Annotated in this window: 11 protein-coding genes; 3 read left to right on the forward strand and 8 right to left on the reverse strand. The window is 72.0% G+C overall.

The annotated features are described in order from the left end of the window. Nucleotides 1-82: 82 nt before the first annotated feature. Both ACFWTE_RS28240 and ACFWTE_RS28245 read right to left on the reverse strand, forming a co-directional pair. Complete coding sequence (locus ACFWTE_RS28240; protein ID WP_378782960.1) at nt 83-403, reverse strand: hypothetical protein; 321 nt, start codon at nt 401-403, stop codon at nt 83-85. Between the two features lie 120 nt (nt 404-523). Beyond that, complete coding sequence (locus ACFWTE_RS28245) at nt 524-2,224, reverse strand: RelA/SpoT family protein (RefSeq protein ID WP_378782961.1); 1,701 nt, start codon at nt 2,222-2,224, stop codon at nt 524-526. A gap of 333 nt (nt 2,225-2,557) precedes the next feature. On the opposite strand from ACFWTE_RS28245, the gene ACFWTE_RS28250 reads away from it, so the two are divergent. Beyond that, a complete protein-coding gene (locus ACFWTE_RS28250) occupies nt 2,558-2,803 on the forward strand; it encodes a PLD nuclease N-terminal domain-containing protein (protein WP_378782962.1) in 246 nt (81 codons plus the stop codon). A gap of 104 nt (nt 2,804-2,907) precedes the next feature. Here the strand turns inward: ACFWTE_RS28250 and ACFWTE_RS28255 are convergent, their stop codons facing one another. Next, nucleotides 2,908-3,327: a MarR family winged helix-turn-helix transcriptional regulator gene (locus ACFWTE_RS28255; RefSeq protein WP_378782963.1), complete on the reverse strand. Its 420-nt coding sequence runs from the start codon at nt 3,325-3,327 to the stop codon at nt 2,908-2,910. 79 nt (nt 3,328-3,406) lie between these two features. Here ACFWTE_RS28255 and ACFWTE_RS28260 point away from each other — a divergent pair, with 79 nt between their 5' ends. Further along, the gene (locus tag ACFWTE_RS28260) at nt 3,407-4,243 is read left to right on the forward strand and encodes an SDR family NAD(P)-dependent oxidoreductase (RefSeq protein ID WP_378782964.1); all 837 of its coding nucleotides are present in this window, start codon (nt 3,407-3,409) and stop codon (nt 4,241-4,243) included. A 188-nt stretch (nt 4,244-4,431) separates the two neighbouring features. Here ACFWTE_RS28260 and ACFWTE_RS28265 read toward each other — a convergent pair whose 3' ends face one another. Further along, nucleotides 4,432-4,848, reverse strand: coding sequence for a DUF5959 family protein (locus tag ACFWTE_RS28265; protein ID WP_378782965.1), 417 nt, complete (start codon nt 4,846-4,848; stop codon nt 4,432-4,434). 130 nt (nt 4,849-4,978) lie between these two features. On the opposite strand from ACFWTE_RS28265, the gene ACFWTE_RS28270 reads away from it, so the two are divergent. After that, nucleotides 4,979-5,827, forward strand: coding sequence for a hypothetical protein (locus ACFWTE_RS28270; RefSeq protein WP_378782966.1), 849 nt, complete (start codon nt 4,979-4,981; stop codon nt 5,825-5,827). Nucleotides 5,828-5,840: 13 nt separating this feature from the next. On the opposite strand, the gene ACFWTE_RS28275 is transcribed toward ACFWTE_RS28270, so the two are convergent. From ACFWTE_RS28275 to ACFWTE_RS28290, 4 genes are all read right to left on the reverse strand, one after another. Beyond that, nucleotides 5,841-7,049 (reverse strand): cytochrome P450, encoded by a 1,209-nt coding sequence (locus ACFWTE_RS28275; RefSeq protein ID WP_378782967.1) that lies wholly within the window; start codon nt 7,047-7,049, stop codon nt 5,841-5,843. 40 nt (nt 7,050-7,089) lie between these two features. Continuing rightward, nucleotides 7,090-8,079, reverse strand: coding sequence for a PDR/VanB family oxidoreductase (locus tag ACFWTE_RS28280; protein ID WP_378782968.1), 990 nt, complete (start codon nt 8,077-8,079; stop codon nt 7,090-7,092). A 221-nt stretch (nt 8,080-8,300) separates the two neighbouring features. Continuing rightward, on the reverse strand, nt 8,301-9,092 hold the full coding sequence (locus ACFWTE_RS28285; protein ID WP_378782969.1) for an IclR family transcriptional regulator: 792 nt from the start codon (nt 9,090-9,092) through the stop codon (nt 8,301-8,303). 276 nt (nt 9,093-9,368) lie between these two features. Beyond that, the gene (locus tag ACFWTE_RS28290) at nt 9,369-11,843 is read right to left on the reverse strand and encodes a glycoside hydrolase family 3 protein (RefSeq protein WP_378782970.1); all 2,475 of its coding nucleotides are present in this window, start codon (nt 11,841-11,843) and stop codon (nt 9,369-9,371) included. Nucleotides 11,844-12,097 lie beyond the last annotated feature (254 nt).

Here is a 12,097-nt window from a genome sequence, read left to right on the forward strand (position 1 = left end):
TAGCCGCCCAGGAGGTCCTGGGAGCGGCGGGCCGCGACCCACAGCATGATGCCGAGGCCGACCCTCACTGCGGAAGGGCGGTCTACCGGGTGCGCTGCGCCGGCTGGGCCTCGACCGCCGGGTCCGTCTCCGGGGGCTCCCACCCCGTGAAGTGCCACACCCAGCGGGCGGCCTCGACACGGGGCCGGTAGCGGGCCACCGGCGGATCGGAACGCACGTCGCCCGGAAGAACCAGGTCCGCGCCCAGGTCCTCCCACGGCACCCCGAGAATCTCGTCGCGGGTGAAGACGTCCTCCATCACCAGGCCGGACCAGGCACGCGGCCCACCGACCAGGCTCACCTGGATGGGGTCGTCGCCGTCCTCGTATTTTCTGCCCTGACCTTCGTCCTGCGTACTTTCCATGTGTACATCCTGCGATGCGCGCCCGCGTCACGGGGGACGTGGGAGACCGGCGTGTCGCGCCGCACCGCGGAGGACGGGGCGCACCCCCGCGCCTTCGCCGCGGCACCGCAGGGGTTGTCCTCAGGACAGGTGGCCGGAGACCTCCTCGGGATCGCGTCGCCCTTCGCCCAGGGCGGCGTAGAGGTCCTCCATGTCGGGGTGGCCCATACGCCGGGCCGCCCCGATCAGCTTTCCGGCGCCCTCCGCCTCGACCAGCCGGTCCTGTCCCAGGAGGTCGGCGAGCTTGGCGCGCCCGGCCTCGGAGGCGCGTTCGCGTGCGCGGGCCCGGTGCCAGGCGGTGATGGCGACCCGCGCCTCACCCGTCCTGACCGAGTCGAGCCACCCCTGGTCGGGTGCGGGCTCGTCGGTGGTGACGATCCGCACCGTGTCGCCCTCGCGCACCCTGGCGGCGGGTCCGGCCAGGCGCCCGCCGATCGTGGCCGCGGAGAAGTGGTTGCCGGTCTCCTCCCCCAGGGCGTAGGCCACGTCCACGGGGGTCGCCCCCTCCGGGAGGGTGAGCACCCGGCCCTCGCCGGTCAGCACCGTGATCGTGTCGGCCAGGTCGGTGCGCGCTCCTGTGAGCAGGTCCTCGGCGCTGGCCTGTTCCTGCCAGCCGAGCAGCCGTGTCAGCCACTCGGGGTCGGCCCTGGTACGCCCCTGGAGGAGGCGGCCGTCCTTCGAGGTCTCCTGGCGGATCTGCGCGATGATCCCGAACTCCGACACCTCCCGGGCGTGGGGGTCGCAGATGATGATCTGGACCTGGCGCCCGGACTCGGTGACGACGGTGGTGTGCAGCGCCTTGTACAGGTTGTACTTGGGGGTGGCGATGAAGTCGCGGAACCGTCTGGGTACCGGGCGCCACCTTCCGTGGACCGCGCCCAGGGCCAGGTAGGCGTTCTGTTCCCCTCCGCGCACCACGACCACGAACCTGACCGTGGCCATGGGTCCCACCTGCGTCCCCGAGCGCAGGCCGGAGGTGTACACGGAGTACAGGTGCCGCTCGCGCACCACGACCTCCGCCTTGACCCGGAACGCGTGGAGCACGTCCCGCAGGCTCACGCGCAGGGAGTCGATCTCGTACTGGTGGGAGCTGCGCACCTCCTCGGTGCGGTTCCGTACGCGCTCGGAGTCCTCCGTCTCCAGGTACTCGAAACACAGGTCCTCCAGCTCGCGTTTGAGCTGGTAGACCCCCAGCCTCTCCGCCAGCGGGATCAGCAGCTCGCGGGTGCCCCGGGCGATCTTGACGCGCTTGTGCGGCGGCTGGAACTGGAGGGTCCTCAGGTTGTGGACCCGGTCCGCGAGCTTGATGAGCAGCACCCGCAGGTCGTCCTTGGCCGCGACGACCATCTTGCGGAACGTCTCCCCGGCGGCCGCACTGCCGTACATGGACTGGTCGACCTTGGTGACCCCGTCCACCATGATCCCGACCTCGGAGCCGAACTCGGCGGCCAGGTGGGCGAGGCTGAAGGGGGTGTCCTCCACGGTGTCGTGCAGGAGCGCGGCGACCAGGGTGGCGGTGTCCAGACCCATCTCCGCGAGGATCGTGGCGACCGCGAGCGGGTGGATGATGAACGGTTCGCCGCTCTTGCGCTTCTGCTCGCGGTGCAGGTGGTCGGCGACCGCGTAGGCGCGGCTGAGCAGCGCGACGTCCGCTTTGGGGTACCAGCGCAGGTGTTCCTTGACCAGCGGCTGCACCCTGGGGAGCGGGCGATGGGTGGCCATGGCCGTGGTCAGGCCCCGCCACCACTCGGAGGAAGCCGTCAGATCGGTGGACGCGGCCATGGATGGGACCCCTCACGTTCGGACATCCGGCGGGATCACCCGATTCTACGAGCCGGATCCCCACCGCACGAGGGGAAGGGGGAAGGTGACCCGAAAGGGCCGGTCCCCGGGACCGGGCGGAGGCGGCCGGAGCACGGTCCCACCGACGAAAGTCGGTCCGCGCACCGACCAAAGGGACGCCGGCGCCCGCGACGGTACCGCTTTGGTCGTCGCTCCGGTGTGGCCCGCAGGTGGAGGCGCGGGCGGGGTACCCGCGCCTAGCGTGGAGAACGTTCCCCGGGGCAGTCCGGTCCGCGGGGACCAGACCCGCCTACCGACCCGAAAGGGCACGACATGCCACTGCTGGCAATGGCCGACACCACCATGAACACCGCGATCCCGGCCTTCATCCTGATCACGGCCCTGCTGGTGGGACTGGCCGTGGTCGTGTTCATCATCGCCGCGGTGTTCAGCATCCTCGGCTCGCGGGTGGACGGGGCGATGAAGATCGTCTGGCTCATCTTCGTCGTCATCGCACCCCTGATCGGGGCCCTCCTGTGGTTCCTCGTGGGACGTAACCAGGGCCACAGGTACAGGTAGGGGTCGCGGCGGCCCCGGGACACACGCCAACATGAGCCCCGCCCCAGCGGGCCGGGGCTCGTGCCGGTTCCCGCGGAGCAGGACCGTTCTTTTGGCCCGGCGTCTCAGCCGGATCGGACGGTCCGGTTCAGCAGGGCCATGAGCTGCCTCAGTTCGCTGTCGGACAGCACCGCCAGCGGGGTCTTCTCCAGCACCGTCGCGACCAGCTCGTCGCGGACCAGGCGGCCCTTGTCGGTCAGGACCAGGGCCCGGGAGCGGCGGTCGGCAGGGTCCACCGCGCGCTCCACCAGACCACGGTCAACGAGCTGGTTGGTGATGAAGGTCAGGTTCGGGGCGTTGCAGTACAGGCGCTCGGCCATCACCTTCATCGAAGGCGGCGGCTCGGCCGGGTCGATGGCCCACAGCGCCTGGAACGTCGCCGGTGTCAGTTGGTGTCCGGCCAGTGCCTGCCCGATCAGGTCGTTGGTCCGCATCCAGATGTCGTGGGTCGCGGCGACCACCGCGGTGAGTTCGGGTGTGGTCATGCCCCCATCCTACCGACGTTTCGAGGATCGAAGGATCATGCTAGCTTGATGGTTCGAGACTCGAATCAATGGAGGACTTGTGGGAGACGACTACCGCGGTGTCACCGCCCTCGTCACGGGCGCGTCCAAGGGGTTGGGGCGGGCGTACGCGCTGGAGCTGGCGCGCCGGGGAGCGCGGGTGATCCTGCTGGCCCGCTCGGAGGGGGACCTTCAGGAGCTCGCCGCACAGATCCGGGAACGGCACGGCAGACCGGGCACCGGGGCACCGGATGCCTCAGCGGCCGAGGTGATCGTCGGCGACCTCGCCGCTCCAGGCGGCCCGGAGCAGATCCTGCGGGAGCTGCGCGACCGCGGACTGACCGTCGACCTCCTGCTCAACAACGCCGGCGCGGGCAGCGTGGGTCCGTTCCTCGGCCGCCCGCTCGGGCCGCAGCTGAGCTCCGTCGGGCTCAACGTCAGCGGCCTGCTCGCGCTGACCCACGCGATCGGGGCCGAGCTGGTCGCCCGCGGCTCCGGCGGGATCATCAACGTCTCCTCCACCGCTGCCTTCCAGCCCATGCCCTACCAGGCCAGCTATGCCGCGACCAAGGCCTTCGTGCTCTCCTTCACGGAGGCGCTGGCGGAGGAGCTGCGCGCCACCGGCGTCCACGTCATGGCAGCGCACCCCGGCGCGATCGCGACCGGCTTCTTCGACGGCACCTCAGCCACGATCGGCCCCCAGGCCGACCCGGCGGCCACCGTCGCGGCCCACACCCTGGACGACTACGCCCGGCGGCGCGCGGTGTCCTACCCCGGCCGGGCCGTGAACCGGCTCCTGACCTGGCCCGCGCGCCTGCTGCCGCGCACCGTCGTCGCGAGGGTGGCCGGCGGGTTCAACCGGCGGCTGCGCCTGCACGAGGTCGTCGACAGCGCTTAGCCCGAGAGAGCGGGCACCGGGCGGGATCGGGTGCGCAGCGGGAAGGGCATCGGGTCCACCGGGGTGCGCTCCCCCACCAGCAGCCCCGGGAGCGGCTGCGGAAACACTGTCGGGGCCGGGGCGGCTGCGGCCGTGCCCCGAGGCCTTTCCGCGGTGGCTGCGGCGATCAGGAACTGTACTCCCTCCTCTCACCGCTCCACGGCCTTGCGAACACGCGCCAGCCGCACCCGGTTCTCCTCCAACCAGTCATCCGTCACGTCGATCGGCACGCGCACCACGATCTGCGTCGAGGGCGAATCGCGCACGGTCACCTCCACCGGATCCTCCGGGGCCACCTCCAACCAGGCGACCCGATCACCCGAAGGCCACGTGGCCCGCTCCCCTGCTCGGAGGGCGTCCAGACAGCGCTCCCAGTCATCCAGGTCCCTGGACGCCAGCAGCAGCCCGAGCCGCCCCCTGACGAAGCCGCTCTCCAGCACGATGCGAGCGGTGAAGTAGCGCTCCTGACCCGTGGTCAGGGGGTCTTGGAACTCCACCTCCACGGAGACGCTCTGCCCCGGGTCCGCGAACCGGAAGAGTTCCCGGGCCTGTACCTCGTCCGTCACGGCCACCTCCTGAGCGCTCGATGGGCCACGTCCGCCATGATTCTCCCGCGCAACGCCAACGGCCAGGAACGTCGGCGGTCCCCGCTAACCTGCCCTGGCACCGAAAATCCCCCACGATCAAGGCCCCCACATGACCCGCCCCGTCCCCGCGAGCAAATACGACCAGCTCTTCGCCGCGTTCCCCGAACTACACGAGTACGGAAGACCCGCCCTCCTGCTCCACCCGCACCTGGGGGAGCCGGGTCCCGAGGACAGCTCGGTCGGCGGCCCGCTCCTGTGGCCCACGGACGAACCCTGGCCCACCTGCGACCTCCTCCACCACAGCCACGACCTCGGTGACGGTGCCGCCGAGGTCCGCTTCGACGAACCCGTCGCCCTGCAGCCCGTCCTCCAACTCTTCGCGCACGACCTCCCCGACGGGCACGGGTTCCCCGGGGGCGCCACCCTCCTCCAGGTCCTGTGGTGCCCCAACGACCACCCCGCGCCGCCCCACGCCGACGGCCACAGCTTCACCCCCTGGCTCACCCTCCGCTGGCGGCACGACACCACCCACCTGCGTGCCCTCGATGACCAGCCCCACCCCCACACCAGCGCCGGGGGGTACGCACTCCCGCCCTGCGCCCTGGCCGTCGAGGAGATCACCGACTACCCCTGCGACGACTCCCTCCCCGAGGACCTCGCCCGCCGCGTCATGGAGTGGGAGGAGGACGTCCCCCAGAGCGGGCACGTGATCCCCAAACCCAGCTACTTCGACGCCTCCAGCCGGTCAGGCATGAAACTCGGCGGCTTCCAACGATGGGGGCTCACCGACCCCTTCCCCGTCGAATGCGCATGCGGGGCAGCCATGGAATACCTGCTCCAGATCAGCAGTCTGGAACCCGGCGGACTGGAGCGTCTGGTCATCGGCCGCGGCTACTCCTTCGGCGTCCACTACTGCCCGGCCTCACTGGACCACCCCCACCACACCGTCATGCAGTAGCCCTGGCCGCTGGTCAGGCGGGACGGACGCGCATGGGGAGGGAGGACCACCCGCGCAGGGTGTTGTTGAGGTGCCGACGCGGAGTACCCGCGAAATCGATCCGTTCGACGCGTTCGGCCAGGGCCACGAGCAGGCACTCCGCCTCCAGGCGCGCGATGTGCTGCCCCACGCACTGGTGGATCCCCATGCCGAAGCCCACGTGGGCGGAGGGGTCCCGCTCGATGTCGAACGTGTGCGGGTCGTCCCACCGGCGCGGGTCCCTGTTGGCGGCACCCAGGAACATCAGGATCTTGCCGCCGTCGGGGATGGTGGTCCCCGCGATCTCGACGTCGCCCACCGCCGTGCGGAAGAAGGTCTGCACGGGCGACTCCCACCGCACCGCCTCGTCGAAGGCCACCCGTGCGAGGCGGTGGTCCTCGCGCAGGCGTCGCCACTGGTCGGGGTGGGTGGCGAAGGCGTACAGGACGGCCCCCAGCGCGTGCACGGTGGTGTCCACCCCGGCGGTGAGCAGGGAGCGGACGATGAGCGGCGCCTGGTCCTCGGTGATGTCGCCGCGGTCCGCCGCCGCCCAGATCGCGGCGCCGAACCCGCCGGGGGCCAGCCTCTCGCGGGCGCAGCGGCTGTCGATCCACGCCGAGAGTTGCGCCACGCGCGGCGCCCCTCTGGCGACGAGGGCGTTGGGCGGCCCGAAGGCGTTGAAGGCGTGGTCTCCGTAGGGCAGGAGGTGGTGCCTGCCCTCGGCGGTCAGGCCCACGGCGTCGGGGAACACCCGCAGGGGGAAGGCCTGGGCGAGTTCGGTGACGGCGTCGAACTCCGTCCCCCGGTCCACCACCCGGTCCACGAGCTGCCGGGCCTCCTGGGCCCAGGCCTCGCGCAGCCGACGGATCGCTCGCGGTCCGAGAATCGCGCCCAGGACGGTTCGTGGTGCGTCGTGCAGGGGCGGGTCGGCCTCCAGGAGCAGACTCGGCGGGCGCCACGGTTTCTCGTGCCGGAAATTGGCCAGGCCCACCCCCGCGGCGGACTGGAAGGCCTGCCAGTCGGTCAGAGCGGTGTGCACGTGCTCGTACCGTGCCAGCGCGTGGACGTCGTGGCGTCGCAGGTGGACGACGGCTCCGGCGTCGCGCAGCCGCGCCTGGAAGGGCAGGGGGTTCTCCAGTACCTGCGGAGCGAAGGGGTCCTCGTCGAGGGATGCTGTGGTGGGGGTGGTCTGGGTGGCAGCCATCGCTTGGGGCCTCCTGTGGTGGGTCACTGGTCCGGGGCGGTCACAGGTCGAGGACGAGCCGCTCGGAACGCGACCGGGAGACGCAGGCGAACATGCAGTCGCCGGCGGCCCGGTCGGCCTCGTCGAGGATGGAGTCGCGGTGTTCGGGGAGGCCGTCGAGGACGGCGACCTCGCAGGTGCCGCACAGACCCTGGCGGCAGGACGACAGGACGGGGACGCCCGCTTCTGCGAGTACCTGGAGCAAAGACTTGTCGGGGCCGACCGTGAGAGTGGTGCCCGAACGGCGCAGCTCCACGTCGAACCCGCGGCCGCCCGCACCGTTCGCCCCTGCCGCTGCGACGAAGCGCTCGGTGCGCACGCGACCGGCGGGCCAGCGGGCGCAGGTGTCCCGCACCCCCGTGAGCAGGCCCGCCGGGCCGCAGGCGTACACCTTGGCCTCCGGGGAGGGCTCCGGTAGCCAGCCCCGCAGGTCGGGGCGGCCGTACTCGTCCTCCGGCACGACGGACACACGGTCGCCGTGGCTCCTCGACAGTTCGTCGGCGAAGGCCATCGACGAGCGTGTGCGGCCCCCGTAGAGCAGGCGCCAGGGCACGCCGAGCCTGTCGGCCTGCGTGATCATCGGGAGCAGCGGGGTGATCCCGATTCCGCCGGCGACGAAGTGGTACTCGCGTGCCGGGGCGAGCGGGAAGTTGTTGCGGGGTCCTCCCAGGCCGACCAGGTCCCCCTCCCGCAGATGGTCGTGGACGAAGGACGAGCCGCCCCGGCCGGCCGGCTCGCGCAGGACGGCCACCCGGTAGGACCGGGCGTCCCAGCGGTCACCGCACAGCGAGTACTGGCGGGTGGGCCCGTGCGGCAGAACCAGGTCGACGTGGGCGCCGGGGGCCCAGTCGGGGAGTCTGCCGCCGTCAGCGCGGGTGAGCGTCAGGGTCACGACCCCGTCGGCCTCGGCGGCCTTGCGGGAGACCCGGAGCGGCATCGCGGCGGCCGTGCCGCTGTTCGCCGGGGCCGCGGTGGACGGCTTCATCGCCATGGGAGCTCCTCGTGGGGCGGGGTGTGGCTCCGAGCATCGGACGTGCGGCACCCCCGAGGCCACGGGCGTTCCATTGGGTGGAAGACCGGTGGGGGGCGAGGGCACCTCGGCACCGGCCCGGGGGAGGCTTCCCGCGTGGCCCGGGGTGTTCGGAGCGGGGGGCGTGGAGGTCGCGGATCCGCTGCTCCCGCCGGTCGGCGTCCGTGGCCTCGACCGTCCGGTCAGCTCCGGGCTGCCGGGCGGAGCACGCTGTCCGTCCGTCCCCGGCCGGTGCCGGCCAGCACGCGGCTCAGTGCCAGGCCGGCGAGCATGAGGGGACGGCTGAACGTCCACGCGTTGTCGTCGTCGGGCACCACGAGCCCCATGGCGGCGACCACACGGTCGTTGCGACGCACCGGCACCGCGATGCCCGTCGCGTCGGGGTGGATGTGTCCGGGGCAGAAGGCGAATCCGCGCCGTCGGATCTCGGCCAGTTCGGTGCGCAGCGGTTGTTCACTGCTGAGGGTGTGCTCGGTGTACGAGGTGAGGGGCCCTCGGAGGACGCGCTCACGGAGGCTGTCCGGTGCGTGGGCGAGCAGGACCAGGCCCGCCGAGGAGGCGTTCAGGGGGAGCCGGCCCGCGATCTGCGTGACGTTGACGACCGATCCGGGAGCGGTGAGCCTCTCGACGAACAGCACGTCATCGCCTTCCAGGACGCCCAGCTGGGTGGAGTGGCCGACCACCGAGTGCAGGTCGCCCATGTACTGGAGGGCCGCCTCCCGCAAATCCTTGACCGGTGAGGCCCGTTCGGCCAGCTCCCACATGCGCGTGCCGATGAGGACCTGCCTGTGCTCGTCGCGGTCGAGCAGCCCGTGGCGGGCCATCTCCTTGACCAGCCGGGCCGTGGTGGCGATCGGAAGGCAGGCGCGGCGGCTGACCTCGCTGAGGCTGAGGACCGTCGATTCCGGACCGAAGGCGTCGAGGATTCTGACCGCCCGCGTGATGACGGACTCACCGTCCGGGGATCGCGCCATGTCTACCGTTCCTTCCCACGGCGGTCGGGCTGGTGGTGGGGGCGGCGGTGCCCTCACGTCCGGCTTCGCCACCCACACGCCAAGCCTGCATGTGTTCCACATCACAGGAAAGAGCGAATCCGTGATACCCGGTATTCACGGGACGGATGGACGGTCCGTGGAGGATCAGCGCCCCGTGGGGCGCCCTGCGAGGGTGCGCCCGGTGTGCGGGGTCGCGGCCCGCCCGGAGGCCCCCAGTCACGGGAGGGGGTCCGGGCGGGCCGAACGAGCCGGGGCTCAGCGAAGGCTGATGTTCCTGGCCAGGGGGAGGTCGGCGACGGATCGGCCGACCATCACCCGGTACAGGCCGGGGGTGAGGCGCCTCCTCCCGGCCGCCCCGTCCCAGGTGTGCAGGTCGGTGAGGGGCACACGCAGTTCGACCCGTTCGCGGGTTCCGGGGTCGAGACGGATCTTGTGGAAGGCCTTGAGCTGCTCCGGGGCGGTGTCCGCCTCCTCGGGCAGGCCGACGTAGACCTGGACCACTTCGTGGCCCGCGCGTTCGCCGCTGTTGCGGACACTGACGCCCACCACGAGTTCGTCGGCGCCGCGGTCGTGGTGCACCCCCAGGGACGTGTACTCGTAGAAGGTGTAGGACAGACCGTGGCCGAAGGGGAACAGGGGTTCCTGGCCGTGGCGCCGGTGGTAGCGGTAGCCGATGCCGGGCCCCTCGTCGTAGTGCACGGCGCCCTCCTCCCCGGGGTAGGTGCGGGCGGTGCTCCCCGGCCCCTGGTCCTCCCCCGCGGGGAAGGTCAGGGGCAGGCGCCCGGCGGGGTCGGTGTCGCCGTACAGGACCGAGGCCAGGGAGGATCCGGCCTCGGCGCCGCCGTACCAGGTCTGGACCACCGCGCCCACGCCGTCGAGCCAGGGCATGAGGACGGGTCCGTCGGTGTTGAGCACCACCACCGTGTTCGGGTTGGCGGCGGCCACGGCCCGCACGAGGGCGTCCTGGTCCCCGGGGAGCGCGAGGGAGGCGTGGTCCATGTTCTCCCCCGCGACCCGGTTGACCACGACCACGGCGACGTCGGCGGATCCGGCGGCCTCTGCCGCCTCGGGGATACCGGACTCGGGCTGCCAACCGAACCGGAGGTCGGTCGCGCCGAGGAAGGAGCCGTCGTTGGTGTATTCGACGACCACCCCCACCTCCTGGCCCGCGGAGAACTCGCGCACCGCGTGCAGGGGGTAGGTGTGGGGGCCGAACTGGAAGTCGCGGCTGGGGCGGACGCCGTCGACGGCCGTCTCCCCGTCCAGGACGAGCCGGGCCCGCCCGGAGAAAAGGAGGGAGAAGCGGCACAGGCCGTCGGCCGGGACGGTGAGGGTAGCGCTCCAGCGCGCCGACCACACGTCGGGCAGGCCGTCGACGGGGGCTCCCTCGAAGGCGAGTTCGTCCGCGGTCGCGGTCGCGACGGGGTCGCCCTGCAGGTCAGGGCCCGCGTGGAAGGTCGCGGACAGACCGGGGCCGCCGTCGGGGGAACGCAGGGCCGAGGCGGGGACGGTGTCGAGGGGGACGTCGCCGAGACTGCCCCGGGTGTGGGAGACCCGGCCGCCGGACCGGTCCCGGATCGCTTGCAGGGGTGTGGTCCACTCCCCCGGCTCCACCCAGCTCGATCCCTCGATACCGGTGACGAAGCCGCCGTCCGCGGGACCGATGACGGCGACGCTCGCGTCCTCCGACAGGGGTAGCAGGGATTCGCCGTTGGCGAGGAGCACCGTACTGTGCACCGCGATCTCGCGGGCCAGCTCCCGGTGGGCGACGGTGCCGACCCTCTCCTGCCGCGGCGGGAGCGGGTGGTCGAACAGGCCTCCGGCGAACATGGTGACGAGGATGCGCCTGGCCGCGTCGTCCAGGCGCTCGGCGGGGAGCGCGGCGGCGTCCTCGGGGGAGATCTGCACGCCGTCGGGCCCCAGGCCCGCGAGGTCCATGCCCGCGAGTGCGGCGGCGACCTGGTCGTCGCCGGACATGAAGTCGGGGACCGTGTAGCCCTCCAGGCCCAGCACGTCCTTGAGGTCGCCGATCAGGTCGGGGTTCTGCGGTGCGTACACGCCGTTGATCCGGGGGTACGAGGTCATGACCGACGTTGCGGGGACCCGGTCGACCACGTACCGGAAGGGCTCGTGGTGGGTCTCGTGCAAGGCCCGCGCCGAGACGCGCACGTCCACGGTGAGCCGGTCGTACTCCTGGTTGTAGGCGGAGAAGTGTTTGACGGTGGTGGCAACGTGCCCCGCGGTCATCGCCGAGGTGATCTCGGCGCCGAGGCGTCCGGCCAGGTGGGGGTCCTCGCCCATGCCCTCGGCGGTGCGGCCCGAGCGCCAGGTGCGGGCCAGGTCCACGGTGGGGCCCAGGACGCTGTTGAACCCCTTGCCGCGAGCCTCCTCGGCGATGGCGGCGCCCATCTCTCCCAGGAGCCCGGGGTCGAAGGTGGCGGTCTGGGCGACGGGCACGGGGAAGGCGGTCACGCCGGTCTCACCGCGGACCCCGGCGGAGGCGTCGGCGAACAGCAGCGGCGGGATGCCCAGCGCGGCCACCGCGTCGAAGTCGCAGCACACCAGGGCGGCCTTGTCACGGGTCTCCATGCGGGCGAGGAGCTCCTCCGCGCGTTCGGCAGGGGTGGCTCCGGACCGGTCGGCGGGCCGCGGCGCGGCCAGAACGGGTGACGTGGTGAGAGCGGCCGTCGCGGTGGCGACGGCGGCGGACAGCAGGGTTCTGCGTTTCATGGTGTTTCCCGGGGGGTGGGGAAGAACGGGTGGTGCCCGGAGCCGGAGGCGGGCTCCGGCTCCGGGCGGGGCGGACCTGGGCTGTGTTCCGCGGATCACTCAGGGCTCGCGGCGATCGGCGCAAGCGCCGGGTCGACCGAAAGCATCCACGGAGAACGACCTAGTGTCCTGAGTCGTTAATTCGTCGGCAGTACGCTGCGAGGGATTCGAGGATCTCCTCGGCCGTCTTGTGCCATACGAACGGCCGGGGATCC

Origin of the sequence: Nocardiopsis sp. NPDC058631 (assembly GCF_042716955.1) — a bacterium.
Lineage (GTDB): Bacteria > Actinomycetota > Actinomycetes > Streptosporangiales > Streptosporangiaceae > Nocardiopsis.